Source organism: Priestia sp. 40 (assembly GCF_049368575.1).
In the GTDB taxonomy this organism is placed as follows: domain Bacteria; phylum Bacillota; class Bacilli; order Bacillales; family Bacillaceae_H; genus Priestia; species Priestia zanthoxyli.
Map to the genome: position 1 here is coordinate 868100 of NZ_JBMPZA010000005.1, position 23779 is coordinate 891878.

The window sequence follows — 23779 nt, forward strand, 5'->3', positions numbered from 1 at the left end:
TGTTATCACCTATACGTTGTAGTTAATAAGCGCTGCTTCAAAAGAAGACAAAAATGAAGCCCCTTCTTCCAAGTGTTGTGAATCTTGATCTTCCTCTTCGTTTCTAAACAGCTCTTTTTCCTGTCTTTCTTTTTGCTGATCGTTTTCATTGTTATACGACATCGCTTGTTCTGACAGCAGCACATCGATTTTATCAATTGATACATGCTGAGACGCGAGACCGTGCCGCAAAGTTGAAAGGTTGGAGTCTAATAACTCTTTTGTTTTTGCTGACGATACAACAATTCGCGCAAACGTTTCACTGTCTTTCTGAAGCATTTCAATTGAAATCGCACCTAGCTGTTTGGGAAATAACTTAATGAGAAGCTTGGATGTTCCCTCTTCGGTACTAAACGAAGCTTTACTCCATATTTTTTGCAGCTCGTTTACCAAATTGCTAGACTGCTGATAGTCTGATTTTGCTTGCCCTAGATAAATAGAGAACTGCTGAAGCTTAGGCATTTCTCCACTTCCAAAGGATGATGCCTGATTCTCTACTGGGGCCCCGGTTGTGTGTGTACCTGCCGGACTTTCGCTATTTTCCAAAAAGCTATTGGTATCTATACTTCCGCTGGGTACAACCACATCTTTTTTCCATGGAAGCTGATTAAAAAACGGTACTTTTTCTTCTTTAGGAAAAGCAGTCATATTTTTCACAGAACTTTCTGAAGCTGTATGAACAGCGTCCATATCCACTTGATCAACCGATACATGCTGAGACCCGAGAGCTTGCCGTAAACTGAAAAGGTTGGCATTTAACAGCTCTTTTGTTTTTGCCGACGTTACCACAACCTGCGCAATCGTTTCATCGTCTTGTTGAAGCACTTCAATTGATATTGTCCCTAGCTGCTTTGGAAATAGCTGAATGGAAAGCTTGGATGCCCCCTCTTCAGATCCAACTGAAGCTTTACTCCATATTTTTTGCAGCTCGTTTACCAAATTGCTAGACTGCTGATAGTCTGATTTTGCTTGGCTTAAATCAATAGAAAACTGCGGCTCTTTTTCTTCTTTACCAAAAGCGTTCACCTCTGTTACAGAACTTTCTGGAGCTGTATGAACAGCGTCCACACCGACTTGCTCAACGGATACATGCTGAGACGTGAGAGCTTGTCGTAATTTGAAAAGGTTGGCGTCTAACAGCTCCTTTGTTTTCGCTGACGTTACCACAACCTGCGCAACCCTTTCATTTTCTTGTTGAAGCACTTCAATTGAAATCATCCCTAGCTGCTTTGGCAATAACTTAATGAAGAGCTTGGATGCTCCCTCTTCAGTACTGACCGAAGCTTTACTCCATATTTTTTCAAGCTTGTTTACCAGATCGCTAGACTGTTCATAATCTGATTTCACTTTCCCTAAATCAATAGAAAGCTGCGGCCCTTTTTCTTCTTTAGCAAAAGCGTTCATATCTGTTACAAAACTTTCTAGAGCTGCTTGAATAGCGGCCACATCGACTTCATCAACGGATACATGCTGAGACGTGAGAGCTTGTCGTAATCTAAAAAGGTTGGCGTCTAATAGCTCTTTTGTTTTCGCTGACGATACCACAACCTGCGAAATTGTTTCATTGTCTTGTTGAAGCACTTCAATTGAAATCGTCCCTAGCTGCTTTGGCAATAACGTAATAGAAAGCTTAGATGCTCCTTCTTCAGTACTGATCGAAGCTTTACTCCATACCTTTTGCAGCTCGTTTACCAGATTGCTAGACTGTTGATACTCAGATGTGGCTGGTCCTAAATCAATAGAAACGTTCGGTATTTCTCTAGATACAAAAGATGATGGCTGATTTTCTGATACCACCGTGGTTATGCTTTTTCCAAAAGAACCTTCACTATTTTTTGAGAAGCTATCTGTATCTATACTTTCGCTGTGTAATACCACATCTTTTTTCCATGGAAGCTGATTAAATAGCGGCCCTTTTTCTTCTTTACGAACAGCGCTCATATCTTTTAGAGGACTTTTTGAAGATGAATGAACAACGGCAAAGAAACCAGCTGAGCGCTTTTCATGTAAGGTATCGGTTAATACACGTGGTTGTTTATGAATTTTCTCTATTTTTTCAGCAGCAGCTTTCCGCAAGCCTTGAAGCTGCGAATCTGAAAGCTTCACTGACTGTAGCTGCGGTTTTTGTAGTTCTTCCATCAGCTGAGCAAACTCTGTTTGAAACGCAGACGACGTGTTTTTGCATATAGTCAACAAGCTAGAAATAGAAGACAAATATTGTTCTTGACTGTCTGTTTTAGATGAAACAGGTTCCTGCTTCATTTCTGTTAACACGTGCTGCAGCTTTAGAAGCGGCTGTTCCAAATCTAGACTACTTGGAATCTTATTCATCATCTCAGCTAGATGCTCGTATAAGACAGACGGTTCAATCTCTTTATCTTCTGCTTCGCTTAAATGAATTGCAATTAATCCAACCGCCTTGAAGACGTCTTGATCTATCGCTTGTTCATCCGATAATTTCTCCCCGTTCGCTAAAGGCTGCGCATCTAGCTGCTTAAGCTGCTGAACGATTTCTTCAAAAAAACCCTGAGTCTGACTAGCAGCTGCTTTTTCATCGCAGTTTACCTTTGGTGCAGCTGCTGGACGTAGTGAAATTTCCACTGTTTTCACCCCTGCTTTTATTCATCCACCTGATCTGTTAACAATGTCGTATAGCGTGCAGCTACTTTCGGATCCATTTTTTCTAAGATTGCCGTTCTTGTACTCGCCTTGAACTGCTTAAGCATCGCGACCGCTTTGTCTTCTTTTAATTCGGCAAAAATGAGCGCTGCATTTTTAGGAGACATGTTTTCATAAGTAGCAATGACATCTTTTTTTGCCAGCTGATTGCTCTTTTGTTTTTTCGCTTCATCATCGGCTTTTTCTTCCATATCGCGCATTTCAATTTTTAGTTCATCCATTTGACGATCTTTTGTACTGATCGTTTTCTCATAAGCTGCAATTTGCTTTTCTTTCGTGCTCAGCTTCTTTTGAAGGCTCTCAACCTGCTTTTGTATTTCTTCATTGCTTTCTTGAATATTTTCATTTTTTTGTGACTGCTCACTTGATACAAACGGAATGGCCTGTGTAACTGCAGAAATTTTATCATTTACATTAACACCTAAAAGCGTCAGAACAATATAAGCTGCCAAGGTAAGGAACACTACTGGAATAAAGATTAAAAATAAAAACACTTGGCTTTTACTGTAAGACTTTTCTTCTTCGTACTCTTCTCTTAACTCTTTTTGATTAGCCATGTTTTCCACCTAATTCCTATGCAGCATATACTGCTGTAGCGACAGCTCATCCATTTGCTTCGCTTCTAACTGTTTTTCCGCGGTTATATAAGAATCGTAGTCTCTCTTTTTTAATTTTTCATACTTCTTTACTTCTATATTTTTTTCTTCTAGCTTCAGTTTCTTTAAGTTCATTTGCTGTCTTGCAAACATGACTTCTTGTTGCAACCTCTCAATCACTCGTTCGGCACTTGTTAAAAATTGCTGAAATGACGTAATTTCTAAAATAGAGAGCCCTTGCTTCATTTTGCCCGTATGCTGTTCAATCAGCGTTTCTTTTTCTTTTAACTTTTTATAAAGCTTTTCACCCGCTGTTTCAAACTGCTGCAAGGATTGATTATATTGAGATAGCAGTTCATCTTTTTCATTTGACTTGATTGCCATTATTTTAGATAACCTAAATTCATATGCCATATTTACTCACCTTTCACAAACAGTTCACAGAGCTTTGTTACACTTGTTTCAAATGATGGATGTTCGTTCGTTTTTTGCTTTAAAAATTCATCAATGACAGGATGATAGTGGATGGCCTCATCAATGTAAGCAGAAGATCCTCTTTTGTAGGCACCTATGTTAATTAAGTCTTCAGAATTAGCATAGGTAGCCATTAATGAACGCAGTTTTTCAGCTGCTTCTTTATGCCGTTCATTTACGATATGGTTCATCACGCGACTAACGCTTTTTAAGACATTGATGGCCGGATATTGACCTTTATTGGCCAGCTCCCGGTCTAGTACAATATGTCCGTCTATAATGCCTCGCACCGTATCCGAAATAGGTTCGTTCATATCATCACCGTCTACTAATACAGTGTAAAAAGCAGTAATAGATCCATGTTGATTAGTTCCTGTACGTTCAAGCAGCCTTGGCAAGCTAGCAAAAACAGATGGTGTATAACCTTTGGTAGTCGGAGGTTCCCCTACGGCTAATCCAATTTCTCTTTGAGCCATTGCTACACGGGTAACAGAATCCATCATCATCATGACGCTCAGCCCCTCATCTCGAAAGAATTCAGCAATAGAAGTAGCTGTATATGCTGCTTTCATTCGAAGTAGAGCAGGCTGATCCGAGGTAGCAACTACTACAACGGAGCGCTTTAACCCTTCATCTCCAAGATCTCGTTCAATAAACTCTCTAACTTCTCTTCCTCTCTCACCTACAAGGGCAATGACATTGATATCTGCTTTTGTATTGCGTGCAATCATCCCGAGCAGCGTACTTTTCCCAACACCGCTTCCCGCAAAAATACCTATGCGCTGCCCTTGACCTACTGTTAACAAGCTATCAATCGTTCGTACCCCTACTTCAATTGGCTGTTCAATAGGCGGACGCTCTAAGGGATTAGGGGGGTCTTGATCGGTTAAAACAAAAGGCAAATAATGAGAAAGTTCAGACCCATCTAAAGGGTTCCCTAACGAATCAAGCACTTGACCTATTAACTCTTTTCCCACGCTTACCTGCAGAGGTTTTTCTGTCGTTTCCACTAGGCAGCCAGGTCCGATATATCGAACAGACGTATAAGGCATTAAAACGACGTGCTCACCGTTAAAACCAACGACTTCTGCACGAATTTTATCTCCTCGTTCACTAAGATGAATAAAGCAAACATCTCCTATTGACGTTCTAGGTCCTTTAGATTCAATCATCATTCCTACTACTCGGCTGACTTTCCCGTACCGTTTAAAAGAAGATGTGCGCGGGATTTCATAAATGAGTTGTGCGACTTTCATGTTTACTCTCCTCTAACAAACGTTCTTTTAATTTTTTCTTCAATTCTGTTAACTGACTATCAAAAGAAGCAACAAGGCGTCCATAAGAGGAGTCAATGACACAATCCATTTCCTGGAGGTTTTCATCTGCATAAATAAATAACCCGGTTTCTCCATTCAATAAATCGAACAGTTCTCGTTTATGTTCACATACATATGCATATTTTTTCGGAGAAACAAAAAGCTGGATTTCTTTATGTTCTCTAACTTCTTTTAAAGACCTTGCAACAAGTGATAAAAATGATTCATCTCTTTGAAGCTGCTCATTTAAAATCGTTTCAGCTAGGGTGAAACCTAATTCAAAGATGACTTCTTCAGATTGATTTATATATTCGTAGTACTGATTCTTTGTTTCGTCAACAATGTTTCGCGACATGGCTAATACATGCTCATACTCTTGTTTTCCTTGAAGCAGCCCCTCTTCGTATCCTTCTTCATAGCCTCGCTTTTGTTCTTGTTGAAACAGCAGCACCTTCTCTTCTTCCCACTGCTTTTTCAAACGTTCAACTTCGTTTTGAGCTTGTTTGCGGTAAGCGTCTGCCTTGGCCTTTATTATTTCAGCTTCACTGTGCGCTTGTTCAATAACGTGCTGTGCGTTTTCTTGCTGAAGATGTTCTTCTGCGGGCTCATCTTGTATCGGAAAACCAAATGGAATGACTTGAATGTGCTTAGCATTTTCGTCTGAAAGTTTGTTCGTATAAGTTGATTTAATGATATTAGACAATAATATCGTCTCCTCCACCTCGAGCTAGTACAATTTCACCAGCATCTTCTAAGCGTCTAATTGCAGCAACGATACGTGACTGAGCTTCCTCTACATCTTTCAAACGCACAGGACCCATAAATTCCATTTCTTCTTTAAACGTTTCCACCATACGGCTAGACATATTTTTAAAAATAATAGATTTCACTTCTTCACTTGCTACTTTTAAGCTCAACAATAAATCATCATTTTCTACATCTCGTATCACACGCTGAATAGAACGGTTATCGAGCGTTACGATATCCTCAAATACAAACATTCGCTGTTTGATTTCTTCTGCTAATGCCGGATCTTGAATTTCAAGCGTATCAATAATAATTTTTTCAGTCGCTCGGTCTACTCCATTTAATACTTCAACTACTGCTTCTAAACCACCTGTTTGGGTATAGTCTTGGGTAACAGTAGCAGAAAGCTTTCTCTCTAAAATTTGCTCCACTTCATTAATGACTTCCGGAGACGTACTTCCCATCGTTGCAATCCGTCTTGCAATATCCGCTTGCCTTTCCTGAGGCAGTGATGATAAGATTTGTCCTGCCTGCGGCGGCTCTAAGTAAGATAAAATAAGGGCAATCGTCTGAGGATGCTCATGCTGAATAAAATTTAACAGCTGCATAGGATCAGCTTTTCTGGCAAAGTCAAACGGACGAACTTGCAAAGAAGAAGTTAATCGATTGATAATCATCATAGCCTGCTCTGGTCCAAGTGCTTTTTCTAACACCTGTTTCGCATAGCTTACTCCTCCTTTTTCAAGGTAGTTTTGAGCAAGCGTTATTTGTTCAAACTCATGAAGCACAGCTTCTTTTAGAGAAGGCTCTATTTTTCTCACTGAAGAAATTTCAAGCGTTAGTTGCTCAATTTCATCTTCACTGAGATGTTTATAGATAGAAGCTGATACATCCGGACCAAGAGAAATCAACAAAATTGCTGCTTTTTGCTTTCCAGTTAACTCATTTTTTTGCATAGCCTTTACCATTAGCTTTCCTCCTAATCCTCACTAATCCATGTTCGCAGCAACTTTGCAAACTCTTCCGGGTCTTGCTTCGCTAACGTTTCAAGATTGCTTTTTGTTTGCTGTTCAGCACTTAAAACAGGGGCTTTTTGTGCCGCTTCATATGCTTCAAAAGTTTCATCATACTCTTCATCATATTCCTCTTCATCTAAGTCTTGACGCCTTTTCCTAACCAACAGCACAATAAGAACAACAATAATAAGTAGCAGTGCTCCTCCGACTATATACATCCACAATGGAATCGAACTTGCTGTGTTGTCAGCTGTTTCTTGTCCATTAAACGGCTGAACGGAAACGGTAATCTTATCGCTGACCGCGTTATCCGAGAGAGCTTTCGTATTTGCATCTTTTGAAATAGAAGTACGTACAATTGTACCTAACATTTTTTGAACGTCTGACTCCAGCGTATCGGAAACTTGTGATTTCCCTTTTGCATTGGACGGATCTATCATTACTTGAATGCCAAGGTCTTGGATTTTGTATGGACTTTCGACGATTTCTTTATGAATTCGATTCACTTCATAATTAATTCGTTCTTCATTTTTTTCGTAGTCTCCGTCTCCACTTGTTGTACTAGATGAGTAATTTGTTGTATCTTCTTCTCCTGTTCCAGCAACGCCACCATCTTGAGCATTTTTACCAGAAAATGTTTCATTAATTTTTTCAGCGCTAACGGCAATTCCTTGCATATTATCTTTATCAACAGGCTCTACTAGCTTTTCTTCGCGGTTTTCCTGTGTAAAATCAAGATCTGCTGTAACAGAGACCATTACTTTGTCTTGACCGACCAGTCTTCCTAGCATTTGCTGTACTTGACGCTGAATATCTCGCTCAACTTCTTTTTTCGCTTCGTTCTGCGAAGCAAATGAGCTAGAGGCTGAATTCGTTTCGTTACCTTTTAAATCAAAGTACTCAAAATATTGGTTCATGATGACGATATTATCTGTAGGAAGGTTTGGTACACTTTTGGATACTAAATGATAAAGAGATTTAATTTGCTGATCATCAAATTTATAACCAGCCTTTGTATTAAGCACAATCGATGCTGATGCTTCTCCCTGCTTTTCATTCGCCCATACGCTTTCATTGGGAAGGGTAATCATCACTTTTGCATCGTTGACTCCTTGAATGTTTTTCATTAAGTTAGCCAATTCAGTTTGCATCGCATCGAGTTTTAACACATCAAATTCATTATCTGTCATACCAAAGCTCGCATTTTTCCCAAAAAACGAATAGTCGATACTTCCGCTATCAGGAATTCCTTGTGCAGCTAAATCAACTTTTAGCGAGTCAACGCTTTGTTCAGGTACCGAAATGGTTGTTCCGTTATCAGAGATTTCTGAAGGAACGCTTCTAGCATCAAGCTCTGCTTTGATTTGTCCTGTTTCCTGAGCCGATAGATTGCTATAAAGAGGGACAAATTTATCCTTGTTTAAAAAAACAGATGCTAAACTAATGACTAGAATAGCCGCAAGAGGAGTAGCGATAAGGGCTATTTTCTGCCCTTTTTTGCGGTTATTCCAAAAGACTTTCATCTTATCTCGATAAAGAGCTATTCTTTCATTCATGGTATTCCTCCGGTTATTACTATTTTCATTTTCTTTAATAACCGCTCAATTACATTTGCATTCTCATCATTTCCTGATAGGCTTCAACAGCTTTATTGCGTATTTCAAGAGCCGTTTGCATCGTAATACTTGCTTTTTGAGCAGTAATCATTACATCTTGGAGTTCGACGTTTTCTCCTTTAGCAAGCTTTTCAGTCGCTATATCCGAAGCGCGTTGAGTATTGTTTAACTCATTGATTGAGTCTTTTAAAAACGTTGAAAACTGTTGAGTTGTTTGTCCAGTGCTAGTAGAAGCTGCTGTTTTTGCTAGTGCTATTTGATTGCTGATACCATTAATCATTTTATTGCTCCTTTATTTCCCAATTTCTAACGCCTTTGTTAATATACTTTTGTTTGTATTAAAGACCGTCACATTTGCTTCATAGGATCGAGTAGCACTAATTAAATCCGTCATTTCCTTTAACGGATCTACGTTCGGCATCTGCACGTACCCTTGGTCATTCGCATCTGGATGCGTCGGATTATATACTAAATTAAAAGGAGTATTATCTTCTACGATATCTGTGACTTTTACACCATTGTTTTGACTTTTATTTATTTCGGAGTGTAAGAGGGACGAAAAAGAAGGCGAACGATCAGACTGCATGACAACCATTTTTCTTTTATAAGGCTGCCACTCACCATTAACGTACGTCCCTCTTGTCGTTTCAGCATTCGCCATATTAGATGAAACAACGTCCATCCTTAAACGATTGGCAGTTAAAGCTGAAGATGTAATATTCATATTTTGAAAAATAGTCAAACTTATTTACCTCCTCTAATGACTGTTTGAAGAGAATTGAATTTTCCATTTAAACGATCTACTAGCGCCTCATAGTAAATTTGATTTTCAGCCATATCCGCCATCTCTTTATCCATATCCACATTGTTTCCGTTTGCTTGATAGGAAGTGTTTTCTTGCTGGGTAATCACTCGATGGGATGAACCGGAAAATGGGATATGTTTTGAATCAGTCTGATATGCTTCTAACTCGTTATGTAATAAATCTCGAAATTCACTCGTACGCGATACTGTTTTCGATTTGTAATTTGGCGTATCAACGTTTGCGATATTTTGTGCAATCGTCTGCTGCTTTTGTGACGCGTAGCTAATTCCATTTTCAATTGTTTGAAAAGTAGTTGAAAACAAACTCAATTCTTACACCTGCTTATCTATTCTATTTTCCTCAAAAATGAGACAAATTTCGACTTTAGTACCATAGAACTTATTGTAAGAAAAACTTCATGCAATGTCTATCCTTTTTTAAGAACTTTTGGACTATAAACCAAAATTTTCATTCGTTTTCCAAGCATATTTTAACATCAATGCTATACTTTAGCTCTATTTTTTAAATTTAAAATCAAAATATATACCATAAGCCCTGAACAATATGTAATAAAAGTAACGATTTGTAATCAACTAGTATCTTTTTACTATTTAAAAATTCTATAATATAATTTTTAGATTTTTATATGAAGTTTGTTAAGGATTTATAAAAATAGTGAACGAATCGCCTTAATCTTTTTGTACTGAGAGCATACAAAAAAAGCACACGGGCTCTGCCCGTGTGCTTTTTGGTTCATAAACTTAGTTAGATTTTAATTTTTCAAGCTCTACTAAGAATTTGTTGTTAAGAACTTTAATGTAAGTTCCTTTCATTCCTAGAGAACGTGATTCGATAACGCCAGCACTTTCTAATTTACGCAGCGCATTTACGATTACTGAACGTGTAATTCCAACGCGGTCAGCAATTTTACTTGCTACTAATAGTCCTTCGTTTCCATTTAACTCTTCAAAGATGTGCTCAATAGCTTCTAACTCACTGTATGATAGTGAGCTAATTGCCATTTGTACAACAGCTTTGCTACGTGCTTCTTCTTCAATCTCTTCTGCTTTTTCACGAAGAATTTCCATACCTACTACCGTTGCACCGTATTCAGCAAGGATTAAATCATCGTCTTCGAACTGACGGTCTAAACGAGATAGTACAAGCGTACCTAGACGCTCTCCGCCTCCGATAATTGGAACGATTGTTGTTAGTCCTGCATCAAATAAGTCTTTATTTTCAACTGGGAAAGCTGTATATTGACTTTCAATGTTTAAGTTAGAAGATGTTTCTTGAATGTTAAATAGGCTTTGAGTATATTCTTCTGGGAACTGGCGTGCTTCTAACATATCTTTCATACGCGCATTCTCAATTTGCTGTTTAACAGCGATTCCTAATAATTTACCGCAACGGCTTACTACGAATACGTTTGATTCGATCACTTCGCAAAGTGTTTCAGCCATTTCTTTAAAGTTTACTGGTTTACCAGCTGCTTTTTGTAGCATTGCATTAATCTTTCTAGTTTTCCCTAATAAATCCATTAGTACTCTTCCTCCTGCGATTTCAGTTCTATAAAATAAATTGACTCAAATCTTTGTTTTTAGCGATTTTTTCTAATTTTTCTTCCACGTACTGCGGAGTAATCACGATTTTCTCTAATGTTACCTCTGGTGCTTCAAACGATAAATCCTCTAGCAAACGTTCTAAAATCGTATGAAGCCTTCTTGCACCAATATTGTCTGTATCTTGATTTACCTGATATGCAATTTCTGCAATCTTACGTATAGCATCGTCAGAAAATTCAATTTGTATACCTTCAGTTTCCAATAATGCCGCATATTGCTTTAATAACGCATTATCTGGCTCCACTAAAATGTTTATAAAATCTTCAACGGTTAGCTTCGTTAATTCAACTCGAATTGGGAATCGACCTTGCAATTCTGGAATTAAATCCGACGGTTTTGATACATGGAAAGCACCGGCTGCTACAAATAAAACATGATCAGTTTTGACTGCGCCATATTTGGTAACAATCGTTGACCCTTCTACAATTGGTAAAATATCTCGCTGCACGCCTTCACGTGAAACATCAGCGGAAGATGAATTACCACTTTTCTGAGCAATTTTATCAATTTCGTCAATGAAAATAATTCCGTATTGTTCTGCACGATTCACAGCTTCTTGCGTCACTTCATCCATATCAATCAATTTTTGCGCTTCTTCATTTGTTAATACTTTTCGTGCATCTTTAACAGTAAGTTTGCGCTTTTTTTGTTTTTTAGGCATAAAATTACTTAAGGCATCCTGCATGTTCATGCCCATTTGTTCCATACCCGAACCTTGTAACATATCAAACATAGAAGGCTGTTGCTCTTCTACTTCAATTGTGACATAATGATTTTCAAGCTCTCCTAAAGCAAGCTGATGAGCAATCTGCTTGCGCTTCGTTGCAATATTCGTTTCCTCATCTTGATCAGGATCCGCATCACTTGACTGTGTACCGTTTGAAAAAATCATTTCAAACGGATTTTTAAACGATTGCTGCTTCTTTTTGCTTGGAACAAGAAGCTCCACTATCCGCTTGTTTGCATTTTCTTCTGCGCGATCACGCACGCCGTTCATTTTTTCTTCTTTCACAAGTCGAACTGACGTTTCCACTAAATCACGAACCATTGATTCTACATCGCGTCCTACATATCCAACTTCCGTAAATTTTGTTGCCTCAACCTTAATAAAAGGTGCACCGACAAGCTTAGCTAAGCGGCGTGCAATCTCTGTTTTACCCACACCTGTAGGACCAATCATTAAAATGTTTTTCGGCACAACTTCATCACGTAAAGATTCGTCTAGCAGACCGCGTCGATAGCGATTTCTCAGCGCAACAGCGACCGCTTTCTTTGCCTTCGTTTGACCAATAATATACTGATCGAGCTTTTCTACAATTTGTCGAGGTGTTAAATGAGAATTCATAAAAAAATCCCCTTTCCTACAGTTCTTCTACAATAATATGATCATTTGTATAAACACATATCTCACTTGCTACATCTAAAGCTGCTTTTGCAATTTCTTTAGCTGTTAAATGTTCGCCTGCATGTTGTTTTAATGCACGTCCCGCTGATAAAGCATAATTTCCGCCTGATCCAATTGCTAAAATGCCGTCGTCCGGTTCAATAACTTCACCCGTTCCTGACACTAACAGTAAGTTATCTTTGTTCATAACAATAAGCATTGCTTCTAACTTTCGCAATACTTTGTCACTTCTCCACTGTTTAGCAAGCTCAACGGCTGCACGCTGAAGATTTCCGTTATACTCTTCAAGCTTCGTTTCAAATAATTCAAAAAGAGTGAATGCATCAGCTACTGAACCTGCAAAGCCGGCAAGAACTTGCCCTTGAAATAGACGTCTTACTTTTCGAGCAGTATGTTTCATCACAACAGCATTACCAAACGTTACTTGTCCGTCCCCAGACATGGCACATTGACCGTTGTGCTGAACCGCAAAAATCGTAGTAGCATGGAAAGTAGACAAATTAACTCCTCCTTTTATGCGCGAGGATGGTGATTCATATAAACTGCCTTTAAACGATCCTTCGTCACATGTGTGTATATTTGAGTGGTTGATAAATGTTCATGACCTAGCATTTCTTGAACTGTACGTAAATCTGCCCCTTCATTTAACATATGAGTCGCAAAAGTATGCCGCAAAACGTGTGGACTAATATGTATATTCTCAGCGGTCTTCTTTACTAACTGATCAATGACTAAGCGTATGCCTCGGTCTGTCAACGGTGTCCCCTTATAATTTAAAAAGAGTGAATGAGTATCAGAAGGAGCCTTTTTTAAAAGCAGCTTTCTTCCATTATCTATATATACTCTAAGGGCGTCCTTGGCATAACAGCCAAATGGCACGTACCGTTGTTTTTTCCCTTTGCCATATACGAGCAAAGTTTGAAGTGAAAAATCTATATCGCTAAGCTTAATAGATGCACATTCACTTACTCGTATTCCGGTGGCATACAGCAATTCTAATAGAGACTGATTACGCTGCCCTAACGGAGTTGTTAAGTCATTCATTTGAAATAATTTCACAATCTCCTCTTCATAAAGGAAGCGAGGATTTCTCTCTTCCTTTTTAGGAAGGGTAACGAGCGCAAATGGATTATCTTCTACTAATTCTTCTCTATTTAAGTAACGATAAAACGTTCTCAAACAAGAAATTTTGCGTGACATCGATCTTTTTGAATACTGCTTTTCATATAGGCGTGTTAAAAACAGCCTTGCATCAGCATATGTAACACTTTGTAGGTTTTGTATTTGCTCTTCCTGCATAAAAGACATGAAGATACCTATGTCTTTTTCATAGCAGTCAACTGTATATTTTGAATAGTTTTTCTCAATTTGTAAATATTCTAGAAAGGAATTTAATACATCTTTAACAAATTCCAATGTTATCACCTCACAAGGGCTACTAAATATTATCACAATTAAGTAGCCCTTGCAAACAATTTTGATTATTTTGTTGTAAAATTCTGAATAGTTTCTAATGCTCGTTTAGCAAGCGTTTCATTTCGTTCTTGTTTGTTTTTAATGCGCACTTCCAATTCTTTGAATAAGCCAAAGTTGGCATTCATCGGCTGGAAGTTTTTAGCGTTTGTATGTGTGATATAGTGAGCCATACTGCCAATCGCTGTTTCCTGCGGCAATACAACCAATTCTTCACCAAGTACAAGTCGAGCCGCGTTCATTCCTGCCATTAGTCCGCTCGCCGCTGATTCTACATATCCTTCTACTCCCGTCATTTGTCCAGCAAAGAATAAGTCATCACGCTCACGATATTGATACGTAGGCTTTAACAATTTAGGAGAATTAATAAACGTATTTCTATGCATAACTCCGTAGCGCACTACTTCTGCATTTTCTAAACCTGGAATTAAGCTTAAGACTTCTTTTTGTGCTCCCCATTTTAAATGTGTTTGGAAACCTACGATATTATATAGTGTACCTGCTGCATCATCTTGACGAAGCTGAACAACTGCATAAGGTCGCTTTCCTGTTTTCGGATCTTCTAACCCAACTGGTTTCATTGGTCCAAAGAGCATTGTTTTTTCTCCGCGTGAAGCCATTACTTCAATTGGCATACATCCTTCAAAATAAATTTCTTTTTCAAATTCTTTTAAAGGAACCGTCTCTGCATTGATTAATGCTTCATGAAAACGTTGGAATTCTTCTTTTGTCATCGGACAGTTTAAATAGGCAGCTTCCCCTTTGTCATAGCGAGATTTAAGATATACTTTATCCATATCAATGCTGTCTTTTTCAATAATAGGTGCAGCCGCATCGTAAAAATATAAATAATCTTCACTTGTTAACGCGCGCAGTTTTTCTGATAAATCTTTTGACGTTAACGGACCTGTTGCAATAACAGTTGGTCCCTGTGGAATTTCCGTAATCTCTTCATTAACAACCGTTACGTTCGGATGGTTTTTAACGCTTTCCGTCACACGAGCGGCAAATTCGTGACGGTCAACAGCCAGTGCTCCACCTGCTGGAACCGCACACTCGTCCGCTGAACGAATAATGACAGAGTCTAATAATCGCATTTCTTCTTTTAAAACACCAACTGCATTTGTTAATGTATTCGCACGCAGTGAATTACTACATACTAATTCAGCAAATTTGTCCGTATGATGAGCAGGTGTTTGCTTTACTGGTCTCATCTCATAAAGACGGACTTTCAAACCGCGCTTTGCGATTTGCCAAGCTGCTTCACTTCCAGCAAGACCTGCTCCGATAACATTAATTACTTGTTCATTCATTGTAAATCCTCCAACTTCATTTCTATCTTTTCTATCATTTTCCTTATTCATTCACTTGTCTTTCCCTTTTTTAAAGGGACAAAGAAAATGCGACATTACTCAATGTCGCTAATAACGTTTCCATTTTAGCACATGAAGCAATGTCGCCGCATCTTATATAACTGCTATTTTTAAATTTAAAGCGTGGGAATTCATCCCATTCTCTTTTACTGCTGAGCTTCCTCTTTATAATCACAACTTGTACAGACGACTTGAGTTCCTTTTTTCTGTTTCTTCTCCACAAGCAGATTTTCACATTTCGGACACTTTCTTGCAATCGGCTTATCCCAAGATACGAAGTCACAGCCCGGGAATCGGTCGCAGCCATAAAATGTACGCTTTTTCTTCGATTTTCGCTCAACGATATTTCCTTCTTCACATTTCGGACACTTTACGCCAATCTCTTTTACAATTGGCTTTGTGTTACGGCAGTCAGGGAAATTAGAGCATGCCATAAATTTTCCGTAGCGTCCCATCTTGTATACCATAGGTGAACCGCATTCTTCACAATCTTCTCCGGCAGGTTCATCTTTAATTTCCACTTCGCGCATTTCTTTTTCAGCATGTTCTAAGCGTTTTTCAAAATCACTGTAAAATTCGTCAATAACACGCACCCATTGAACATTACCATCTTCCACTTCATCCAAATCGTTTTCCATTTTAGCTGTAAACTCTACATCTAAAATTTCCGGGAAAAACTCCAATACAAGCTCTAGTACAATTTCTCCAAGTTCTGTTGGAACAAAACGCTTGTTATCGAGCGCTACGTACCCGCGCTTTTGAATCGTGTCAAGTGTTGGAGCATATGTAGACGGTCGGCCAATGCCTAGCTCTTCTAATGTCTTGACTAAACGAGCTTCAGTGTATCTTGGCGGTGGCTGTGTGAAGTGCTGCTTTTCATCGATGTCTTTAGAATAAGCTACTTCTCCTTCTTCTAAGTCTGGAAGAAGATTTTCTTTTTCCTCCACTTGGTCATCATTGCCTTCAACATACACTTTCATAAAGCCTGGAAATTTAACTTTAGAACCGTTTGCTCTAAATGTTACGTCTCCATTTTTCAAATCTACAGCCATTGTATCCATAATTGCAGGTGCCATTTGACTAGCAACGAAGCGCTCCCATACTAACTTATACAGTCGATACTGATCACGCGATAAGAACTCTTTTACCTCTCCTGGCTTACGAAGAGCTGAAGTTGGACGAATCGCTTCGTGGGCATCTTGTGCGTTCGAATTTTTCTTTTCTTTACGCTTTTCCGTTGCCACAAACTGATTTCCGTATGCATTCGTAATGTAATCTCTAGCTTCTGTTTGAGCTGTTTCTGAAATACGAGTAGAATCGGTACGCATATACGTGATAAGACCTACTGTACCTTCTTTTCCTAAATCAATTCCTTCATATAATTGCTGCGCAATCATCATTGTTTTTTTCGCTCGGAAGTTCAATTTCCGCGCTGCCTCTTGCTGCAATGAAGACGTGGTAAAAGAAGGAGCCGCATTACGCTTTCGCTCACGCTTTGTTACTTTAGAAATTGAAAATTCATTTCCATCTAATTGTTTAACAATGTTGGTTACATCATTTTCATTCGATAGCTCTACTTTTTTCCCTTGATATTCGATTAACTGGCCTTCAAATTGGTCGTTCCCTTTTTGAAAAGTTGCTTTTACCGTCCAGTATTCTTCTGGGATAAACTTTGCAATTTCTTTTTCACGATCAATAATTAACCGCACTGCAATTGATTGAACCCTTCCGGCACTTAATCCTTTTTTCACTTTTTTCCACAGCAATGGACTGATGTTGTAGCCAACCAGCCTGTCAAGAATACGGCGTGCTTGTTGAGCATCTACTAAATCCATATTAATTGCTCGTGGATGTTTAAAAGATTCTTTAATCGCTTCTTTTGTAATCTCGTTAAATACTACACGACAGTCCGATGCAATGTCTACATCCAAACTGTGCGCCAAGTGCCATGCAATCGCTTCTCCTTCACGGTCTGGATCGGCTGCTAGGTAAATCTTTTTTGCTTTTTTAGCCGCTGTTTTTAGTTCTTTTAAAACCGGGCCTTTCCCGCGAATTGTAATATATTTCGGATTGTAATCCTGTTCAATATCGATTCCCATTTGACTTTTAGGTAAATCGCGAACATGTCCCATCGATGCTTTTACTTTATATTTCTTTCCTAAATAACGTTCAATTGTTTTAGCCTTTGCAGGCGATTCTACAATTACTAGGTAGTCAGACATCTATTTGTTCCTCCTCAAGAGGTAGAATAAAATCTTCATTATTATTAAATATTTGGTTCTTGTTTGTCAAATGTCAAAAAGATAAGTCATACGATTTTACTACGTATCTCACTAGTATTTCATACCATGCAAGAATATGACTACTTTGAAACATTCATCTTATATACATCATTTCATCTGTAATATCAGCAGCGCTTTGCACAAGTTTTGCCCCTAATTGGATTAACTTATTCGTTCCACATGATGTTTCTTCAAAAATAGAACCCGGTATGGCAAATACTTCTCTTCCTTGCTGAAGCGCCTGGTCGGCGGTAATAAAAGATCCACTTCTTTCTTTTGCTTGCACCACCAACGTGCCTCCTGTTAATCCGCTAATGATTCTGTTTCTGCGAGGGAAAAACCATTTCGTCGGCTTCATAAACGGGGCATATTCAGAAAGCAGCAAATGATGCTGCGCAATTTCTCTTGCTAAATTTTGGTTTCCTCTTGGGTAAATATTATAAAACCCTCCGCCTAAAACTGCAATCGTTTTAGCTTTTTCAGCGATAGCCAGTTCATGAGCAGCCTGGTCAATCCCTAAGGCCAGTCCACTTACAACGACAAATTCTTCATGCAGCATCGGCTTAACAATATGATTCAGAGCTGCAGTTCCATATGAAGTGGGATTCCTTGTTCCTACAACGCTTAAGCTTGCCGGAGCGTGTAGAAGAGAAACCTTTCCTCGTGCAAATAATACCCAAGGCGGATCATAAATATGGCGCAAAAGTTCAGGATATTCATCGTCTAGGATGGTGACACATTGAATATTCTCAGCGTCATATTTATCTAGAATATCTCGTATTGGAATAGTTTGCAAATCTTTTTTTATTTGATTAGCACGTTCAATCGAGAGAGTCAATAGTTTTTGAAGCTGTGATGGAGAGTACTCGTAGAGATTTTGTAATGAAGAATTCTGTTGAAGTAGCGTAAAAATTTGTTTCCAATTAACAGATGGACAATGTGCTAAATGAATTAATTTTTCCCGTAAATCAGACATTCTACAATCTCCTTTTTAAATGGACAAAATAGCCCCCGGTCAAAGGAGGCTATATGTCTTCTATTAATGAGTCTTACACTGCTCGTAAATGCCTTGTTCTTTTAACACTTTAATAAGTGTTTCTCCCATAACAGATGGTGTTTCCGCTACTTGGATACCGCACTCATTCATTGTTTTAATTTTTTCAGACGCTGTCCCTTTACCACCTGAAATAATCGCACCAGCATGGCCCATACGTTTTCCTGGAGGTGCTGTTTGACCGCCAATGAAGCCGACAACAGGTTTTGTCATATTTGCTTTTACCCATTCTGCCGCTTCTTCTTCTGCCGTACCGCCGATTTCACCAATCATAATTACTGCATACGTATCTTCATCTTCATTAAACGCTTTTAATACGTCGATAAAGTTCGTGCCGTTCACTGGGTCACCACCGATACCAACAGCTGTCGATTGGCCAATGCCAGCTTCAGAAAGTTGATGAACAGCTTCATATGTTAATGTACCAGAACGTGAAACTACACCTACGTGACCTTTTTTGTGAATGTAACCTGGCATAATTCCAATTTTACATTCTTCCGGTGTAATAACACCTGGGCAGTTAGGTCCTACAAGGCGCGTACGTTTTCCTTCCATATAACGCTTTACTTTTACCATGTCTAATACTGGAATACCTTCCGTAATACAAATAACTAAATCTAAATCTGCGTCAACTGCTTCAATAATGGAGTCAGCTGCGAATGCTGGCGGAACATATACAACAGAAGCCGTTGCGCCTGTTTTTTCTTTTGCCTCGGCAACCGTATTAAATACCGGAACACCTTCTACTTCTAAGCCGCCTTTACCTGGCGTTACGCCACCAACAATTTTTGTTCCATATTCTAACATTTGCTGTGTATGAAAAAGGCCAACTCCGCCTGTAATTCCTTGTACAATTACTTTTGTATCTTGATTAATAAATACGCTCATTCCTATCCCCCAGCCTTTCTATTTCACTAGTGAAACGATTTTTTGTGCACCGTCTGCCATAGATTCAGCAGCTGTGATATTTAAGCCTGATTTTTGTAAAATTTCTTTTCCAAGTTCAACGTTTGTTCCTTCTAAGCGAACAACTAATGGAAGGCTTAATCCAACTTGTTTCGTTGCTTCAACAACACCTGTTGCAATAACATCACATTTCATAATCCCACCGAAAATATTAACAAAAATACCTTTTACATTTTGGTCAGATAAAATAATTTTGAATGCTTCTGTTACTTTTTCAGCAGTTGCGCCGCCCCCAACATCCAGGAAGTTAGCAGGGTCGCCTCCGTAATGCTTAATAATATCCATCGTTGCCATTGCTAAACCTGCACCGTTTACCATACAACCGATATTACCGTCTAGTGAAATATAGCTTAAGTCGTATTTAGATGCTTCAATTTCTTTAGCATCTTCCTCTTCAAGGTCACGATATTCAAGAATATCTTTTTGACGATACAGCGCATTTGAATCAAAGTTTAACTTCGCATCCAATGCCATAACGTCCCCGTCACCTGTTACAACTAGAGGATTAATCTCTGCGATTGAGCAGTCTTTTTCAACAAATACTGTATATAAACCTGTCATGAATTTAACTGCTTTTCCAACTAATTCTTTTGGAATATTAATATTAAATGCAAGTCTGCGAGCTTGGAATGCTTGTAAACCAATCGCAGGATCTACATATTCTTTAAAGATTTTTTCAGGCGTTTTTTCCGCCACTTCTTCAATTTCAGTTCCACCTTCTTCAGAACCCATCAATACAACTTGAGACGTTGCACGATCAAGAACTAAACCGATATAGTATTCTTTCTTAATATCGCATCCCTCTTCAACTAACAAGCGCTTAACTTCTTTTCCTTCAGGGCCTGTTTGGTGTGTTACGAGGGTCTTTCCTAAAATATCTTGTGCATATGTACGAACTTCATCTAAGTTTTTTGCTACTTTGACACCGCCCGCTTTACCGCGTCCACCAGCATGGATTTGTGCTTTCACCACTGATACTTGTGAACCTAATTCCTTTGCTGCTTCAACCGCTTCTTCAACAGTAAAAGCTACTCGACCGTTTGGTACTGCAACCCCATATTTTCTGAGTAGTTCTTTTCCTTGATACTCATGGATATTCATTTCCCATCCTCCTAACATAATCAACCACAAAACTATACTGCACAAAATAGACTGCGCTTTCATTGTATAAAAATAATTGTCTAATTGTCTACTATTCTAGTGAAAAATATTGAAATAATAAGAAAATTGATATTTTTATGGAGATAGTACTTAACCATACCTTATGAAGTCGATGAGGCTTTGCGGAAGTTAAATGTGTAGTTAATTATGTAAATCAACCTTCATAGCTGAAGCGAACAAAGAGGGAAATAATTTACGAACTTTCCCCGCAGCAATATCTCCACTTAAATAGGCTATATTCTTTTCGAACCTAAAATCCCGCATGTGAAACATGCGCTAAAAAGCAGAGATATGCTCGGGTATCATGTTCTAGTTTACTTGGTTTTTTATCGGTGCAAAAGATCGGCGATGTTCTGGCAAAATTCCATATTGTTCAATTGCTTCTAAATGTTGTTTTGTTCCATATCCCATATGTTTTTCAAATCCGTATGCAGGATAGCGTTCACCAAGTTCTTTCATCATTCGATCTCGCGTCACTTTTGCAATAACAGAACTTGCAGCAATCGAAATGCTTGTAGCATCGCCTTTAATGATTGACTGCTGCGAAATAGGCACCGGCAGCTTCATTGCATCAATAAGCAGTTCATCAGGCTGAACAGCTAGCAGTTCAATGGCTTCAGTCATTGCCTTTTTTGTTGCTTCATAAATATTAATAGAATCAATGACCTCTGCGCCTATAATCCCTATACCGATAGCAACAGCGCTTTTACAAATTTCTTCATAAAACGCTTCTCGCTTTGCTTCTGATAGCTTCTTTGAATCCGTCAGACCAGGGAGAAAAAAATCAGGAGGCAGAATAACAGCAGCCGCTACTACCGGTCCTGCTAACGGTCCTCTTCCTACTTCGTCTACTCCGGCAATATAAGTTGCTCCTTGACTGTATAATTCATTTTCATATGTCATCATTTCGTCAAACTGTTGCTTCAAGCGCTCAGCAGCTTCAAATTGCCTTTGTTTTTGAATAATAACTTGCTGCACACCTTTACGCTCATCTTGCGCATATGCCTTAAATAAAGCATCTTCCGGGCTTCTCACTTGCTTTAGTTCCTCTTTTATTTCCTTAATACTCTTTTTCATTAGCTCCACCTTCTTTATATCAACTTTTTCACACGGCATCTTCACATAAAAAACGCCTCATGCTGAAAAGGCAGAGGCGTTTTTTGTTTCAGTTCGCAATGTGTTGCTTACAGCTGTTGTTCAGCTTCATTTGGATCATCAAATGTAAAGGTGCCAATTTTATCCGTTCGAATTTCTCGAAGAACAAGCTCAGCTGTTTTATCATAATCCACCATGCCGCCACCCATTAAACAGCCGCGGCGCGCTCCAATTGCATCAAACAGTTCCACAATATCTTCAGGGATTTCACTTAAATCGTAACGCTGCTTTAACTGTTCCGGATAATGGCTAGATAAGAAACGCAGAGCATAAACAGCGACATCTTGCATATTTAAAATGGTATCTTTGATAGCACCCGTTGTCGCAAGCTTATATCCAACTGTTTCATCTTCAAACTTAGGCCACAAAATACCTGGCGTATCAAGCAGCTCTAGCTCATTTCCTACCTTAATCCACTGCTGTGCCTGCGTCACACCTGGACGATCTCCGGTCTTGGCGATTTTTTTGCTGGCAAGGCGATTAATCAGCGTTGATTTACCGACGTTAGGAATCCCTACAATCATCGCACGGATAGCGCGGGGTTTTTTAACTCCTTTTGCGCGCATGCGGTCAAACTTCTCTTGAAGAAGTTCTTTGGAAGACGAAACAATTTGTTTCATTCCTTTACCTGCTTGTGCATCAATAGCTAAGGCATAAATACCTTGTTCTTTATAATAATCTAACCACTGCTGAGTAACGCGCGGATCCGCTTTGTCCACTTTATTCAGCAATACGATTCTCGGTTTGTTCACGATAATCTCGTCAATCATCGGATTTCGCGATGATCGCGGAATGCGTGCATCAACCAGTTCGTATACAATATCAATCAATTTTAGCTTTTCAGTTACTTGTCTTCTGGCCTTGGCCATATGGCCAGGAAACCATTGAATTGTCATATTTTACTCACCTTTTATATTTTACTTTGCAAAACGTGCTTCTTTAATCGGCCAGTATACGGCGCTCGTTTTACCAAGCACCTTGTCCATGCTTACAAAGCCAATCTGACGGCTGTCTTTACTGTAGCGTCGATTGTCTCCCATCACGAACAAATAGCCTTCTGGCACAGTCTTTTTACCCGTTACGTCTTCTAGTTTAAAGTCTTCGGTTAAATTACCGTCAATCACTTCTTTTTTATACTGATCTAAATAGGGCTCTTTATAAGCTTTTCCATTTACATACAGCGTATCATTTCGATACTCAATATGATCACCCGGCAGTCCGATAATACGTTTTATGTAATCTTTTTCCTCCGTAGCATGAAAAACAATAATATCAAAGCGATCAGGATCACCAATCTTATAGGAGAACTTATTTACAATCATTCGATTTTGGTCATGCAGCGTAGGCATCATAGAAAGTCCATCTACTACAATCGGTGCAAACAAAAAATAGCGAATTACAACAGCTAACAGTACAGCAATGGCGATTGCTTTTATCCATTCCCACAGTTCATTTTTCTTTCGAGCCATCTTCAGTCCTCCAACTCTTATGTCATACCTTTATTTTAAACGATAATGTTTGAAACGCCTAATAAATAAATAGAATAAAAAATGATGACTTGTACGTCTATTTTTTACTGTCAGAGAACGAATCGTTCTAAAAAAACATTTGAAAAAAGGAGCTTGTATAAACAAGCTCCCCTTTACTATTATCGAATTTCTTTAATACGCGCAGCTTTACCACGTAATTCACGTAGGTAATAAAGTTTCGCACGGCGTACTTTACCGCGGCGCATTACTTCGATTTTTGCAATTTTTGGCGTATGAAGTGGGAATGTACGCTCTACACCTACACCGTAAGAAATCTTACGTACTGTAAATGTTTCGCTGATACCACCGCCACGACGCTTAATAACAACACCTTCAAATACCTGAACACGTTCACGAGTACCCTCAACGATATTTACGTGTACACGTACAGTATCACCAGGACGGAACGTAGGAAGATCTGTTTTTAATTGTTCTTTTGTAATCTCTTCGATTAATTTTTGCATCGCG

23 protein-coding genes are annotated in these 23779 nt (G+C 38.8%); all 23 read right to left on the minus strand.

All coding sequences use genetic code 11. From position 1 onward, the window contains the following. Positions 1 to 9: 9 nt before the first annotated feature. The 23 genes from ACO1DI_RS05565 to rplS all read right to left on the minus strand — a co-directional run bounded on the left by ACO1DI_RS05565 (position 10) and on the right by rplS (position 23775). Positions 10 to 2640: a flagellar hook-length control protein FliK gene (locus tag ACO1DI_RS05565; RefSeq protein WP_423145157.1), complete on the minus strand. Its 2631-nt coding sequence runs from the start codon at positions 2638 to 2640 to the stop codon at positions 10 to 12. A gap of 17 nt (positions 2641 to 2657) precedes the next feature. Further along, complete coding sequence (locus tag ACO1DI_RS05570) at positions 2658 to 3275, minus strand: MotE family protein (RefSeq protein ID WP_182420408.1); 618 nt, start codon at positions 3273 to 3275, stop codon at positions 2658 to 2660. A gap of 9 nt (positions 3276 to 3284) precedes the next feature. Then, on the minus strand, positions 3285 to 3728 hold the full coding sequence (gene fliJ / locus ACO1DI_RS05575) for a flagellar export protein FliJ (RefSeq protein WP_013058874.1): 444 nt from the start codon (positions 3726 to 3728) through the stop codon (positions 3285 to 3287). A gap of 2 nt (positions 3729 to 3730) precedes the next feature. Beyond that, entirely contained in the window at positions 3731 to 5044 is a 1314-nt protein-coding gene (gene fliI, locus ACO1DI_RS05580) for a flagellar protein export ATPase FliI (protein ID WP_014458436.1), read from the minus strand. Continuing rightward, positions 5019 to 5807 carry a flagellar assembly protein FliH gene (gene fliH, locus ACO1DI_RS05585; protein WP_115654831.1) on the minus strand — a complete coding sequence of 263 codons (789 nt, stop codon included), beginning with the start codon at positions 5805 to 5807 and terminating at the stop codon, positions 5019 to 5021. The genes fliI and fliH overlap by 26 nt, the downstream gene beginning before the upstream one ends. Continuing rightward, positions 5800 to 6819 carry a flagellar motor switch protein FliG gene (gene fliG / locus ACO1DI_RS05590; protein ID WP_057273955.1) on the minus strand — a complete coding sequence of 340 codons (1020 nt, stop codon included), beginning with the start codon at positions 6817 to 6819 and terminating at the stop codon, positions 5800 to 5802. The genes fliH and fliG overlap by 8 nt, the downstream gene beginning before the upstream one ends. Positions 6820 to 6830: 11 nt before the next feature. Next, positions 6831 to 8423 (minus strand): flagellar basal-body MS-ring/collar protein FliF, encoded by a 1593-nt coding sequence (fliF, locus tag ACO1DI_RS05595; RefSeq protein ID WP_423145158.1) that lies wholly within the window; start codon positions 8421 to 8423, stop codon positions 6831 to 6833. Positions 8424 to 8472: 49 nt separating this feature from the next. Beyond that, the gene (fliE, locus tag ACO1DI_RS05600; protein WP_182420412.1) at positions 8473 to 8763 is read right to left on the minus strand and encodes a flagellar hook-basal body complex protein FliE; all 291 of its coding nucleotides are present in this window, start codon (positions 8761 to 8763) and stop codon (positions 8473 to 8475) included. Between the two features lie 12 nt (positions 8764 to 8775). Further along, complete coding sequence (gene flgC / locus ACO1DI_RS05605; RefSeq protein ID WP_014458431.1) at positions 8776 to 9225, minus strand: flagellar basal body rod protein FlgC; 450 nt, start codon at positions 9223 to 9225, stop codon at positions 8776 to 8778. Between the two features lie 2 nt (positions 9226 to 9227). Next, a complete protein-coding gene (gene flgB, locus ACO1DI_RS05610) occupies positions 9228 to 9617 on the minus strand; it encodes a flagellar basal body rod protein FlgB (protein WP_014458430.1) in 390 nt (129 codons plus the stop codon). A 432-nt stretch (positions 9618 to 10049) separates the two neighbouring features. Then, entirely contained in the window at positions 10050 to 10829 is a 780-nt protein-coding gene (codY, locus tag ACO1DI_RS05615; protein ID WP_423145159.1) for a GTP-sensing pleiotropic transcriptional regulator CodY, read from the minus strand. A 28-nt stretch (positions 10830 to 10857) separates the two neighbouring features. Further along, on the minus strand, positions 10858 to 12258 hold the full coding sequence (gene hslU, locus ACO1DI_RS05620; protein ID WP_013084801.1) for an HslU--HslV peptidase ATPase subunit: 1401 nt from the start codon (positions 12256 to 12258) through the stop codon (positions 10858 to 10860). Positions 12259 to 12274: 16 nt separating this feature from the next. Further along, a complete protein-coding gene (hslV, locus tag ACO1DI_RS05625) occupies positions 12275 to 12817 on the minus strand; it encodes an ATP-dependent protease subunit HslV (protein WP_013058884.1) in 543 nt (180 codons plus the stop codon). 14 nt (positions 12818 to 12831) lie between these two features. Beyond that, entirely contained in the window at positions 12832 to 13734 is a 903-nt protein-coding gene (gene xerC, locus ACO1DI_RS05630; RefSeq protein WP_014458427.1) for a tyrosine recombinase XerC, read from the minus strand. Between the two features lie 65 nt (positions 13735 to 13799). Next, the gene (gene trmFO, locus ACO1DI_RS05635) at positions 13800 to 15104 is read right to left on the minus strand and encodes an FADH(2)-oxidizing methylenetetrahydrofolate--tRNA-(uracil(54)-C(5))-methyltransferase TrmFO (RefSeq protein WP_014458426.1); all 1305 of its coding nucleotides are present in this window, start codon (positions 15102 to 15104) and stop codon (positions 13800 to 13802) included. Positions 15105 to 15310: 206 nt separating this feature from the next. Beyond that, complete coding sequence (gene topA / locus ACO1DI_RS05640; RefSeq protein WP_013058887.1) at positions 15311 to 17386, minus strand: type I DNA topoisomerase; 2076 nt, start codon at positions 17384 to 17386, stop codon at positions 15311 to 15313. Positions 17387 to 17540: 154 nt separating this feature from the next. Continuing rightward, on the minus strand, positions 17541 to 18422 hold the full coding sequence (gene dprA, locus ACO1DI_RS05645; protein WP_014458425.1) for a DNA-processing protein DprA: 882 nt from the start codon (positions 18420 to 18422) through the stop codon (positions 17541 to 17543). 63 nt (positions 18423 to 18485) lie between these two features. Then, positions 18486 to 19388, minus strand: a complete 903-nt coding sequence (gene sucD, locus ACO1DI_RS05650; protein WP_013058889.1) for a succinate--CoA ligase subunit alpha — start codon at positions 19386 to 19388, stop codon at positions 18486 to 18488. Between the two features lie 18 nt (positions 19389 to 19406). Then, on the minus strand, positions 19407 to 20567 hold the full coding sequence (gene sucC, locus ACO1DI_RS05655; protein ID WP_013058890.1) for an ADP-forming succinate--CoA ligase subunit beta: 1161 nt from the start codon (positions 20565 to 20567) through the stop codon (positions 19407 to 19409). A gap of 369 nt (positions 20568 to 20936) precedes the next feature. After that, on the minus strand, positions 20937 to 21704 hold the full coding sequence (locus ACO1DI_RS05660; RefSeq protein WP_014458423.1) for a ribonuclease HII: 768 nt from the start codon (positions 21702 to 21704) through the stop codon (positions 20937 to 20939). A 107-nt stretch (positions 21705 to 21811) separates the two neighbouring features. Next, positions 21812 to 22678, minus strand: a complete 867-nt coding sequence (ylqF, locus tag ACO1DI_RS05665) for a ribosome biogenesis GTPase YlqF (protein WP_423145160.1) — start codon at positions 22676 to 22678, stop codon at positions 21812 to 21814. Positions 22679 to 22699: 21 nt separating this feature from the next. Next, complete coding sequence (lepB, locus tag ACO1DI_RS05670; protein ID WP_014458421.1) at positions 22700 to 23251, minus strand: signal peptidase I; 552 nt, start codon at positions 23249 to 23251, stop codon at positions 22700 to 22702. Positions 23252 to 23430: 179 nt separating this feature from the next. Beyond that, entirely contained in the window at positions 23431 to 23775 is a 345-nt protein-coding gene (gene rplS / locus ACO1DI_RS05675; RefSeq protein ID WP_013084808.1) for a 50S ribosomal protein L19, read from the minus strand. Positions 23776 to 23779 lie beyond the last annotated feature (4 nt).

Coding starts and splice junctions, on each gene's coding strand:
- trmFO (WP_014458426.1), bottom strand. CDS start 15,104: ATGAATGAACAAGTAATTAATGTTATCGGAGCAGGTCTTGCTGGAAGT.
- fliJ (WP_013058874.1), bottom strand. CDS start 3,728: ATGGCATATGAATTTAGGTTATCTAAAATAATGGCAATCAAGTCAAAT.
- ACO1DI_RS05570 (WP_182420408.1), bottom strand. CDS start 3,275: ATGGCTAATCAAAAAGAGTTAAGAGAAGAGTACGAAGAAGAAAAGTCT.
- rplS (WP_013084808.1), bottom strand. CDS start 23,775: ATGCAAAAATTAATCGAAGAGATTACAAAAGAACAATTAAAAACAGAT.
- lepB (WP_014458421.1), bottom strand. CDS start 23,251: ATGGCTCGAAAGAAAAATGAACTGTGGGAATGGATAAAAGCAATCGCC.
- sucD (WP_013058889.1), bottom strand. CDS start 19,388: ATGAGCGTATTTATTAATCAAGATACAAAAGTAATTGTACAAGGAATT.
- fliF (WP_423145158.1), bottom strand. CDS start 8,423: ATGAATGAAAGAATAGCTCTTTATCGAGATAAGATGAAAGTCTTTTGG.
- sucC (WP_013058890.1), bottom strand. CDS start 20,567: ATGAATATCCATGAGTATCAAGGAAAAGAACTACTCAGAAAATATGGG.
- hslU (WP_013084801.1), bottom strand. CDS start 12,258: ATGAATTCTCATTTAACACCTCGACAAATTGTAGAAAAGCTCGATCAG.
- dprA (WP_014458425.1), bottom strand. CDS start 18,422: ATGTCTGATTTACGGGAAAAATTAATTCATTTAGCACATTGTCCATCT.
- codY (WP_423145159.1), bottom strand. CDS start 10,829: ATGGATTTATTAGGGAAAACTAGAAAGATTAATGCAATGCTACAAAAA.
- fliE (WP_182420412.1), bottom strand. CDS start 8,763: ATGATTAATGGTATCAGCAATCAAATAGCACTAGCAAAAACAGCAGCT.
- topA (WP_013058887.1), bottom strand. CDS start 17,386: ATGTCTGACTACCTAGTAATTGTAGAATCGCCTGCAAAGGCTAAAACA.
- fliI (WP_014458436.1), bottom strand. CDS start 5,044: ATGAAAGTCGCACAACTCATTTATGAAATCCCGCGCACATCTTCTTTT.
- ACO1DI_RS05660 (WP_014458423.1), bottom strand. CDS start 21,704: ATGAAAAAGAGTATTAAGGAAATAAAAGAGGAACTAAAGCAAGTGAGA.
- fliG (WP_057273955.1), bottom strand. CDS start 6,819: ATGGTAAAGGCTATGCAAAAAAATGAGTTAACTGGAAAGCAAAAAGCA.
- ylqF (WP_423145160.1), bottom strand. CDS start 22,678: ATGACAATTCAATGGTTTCCTGGCCATATGGCCAAGGCCAGAAGACAA.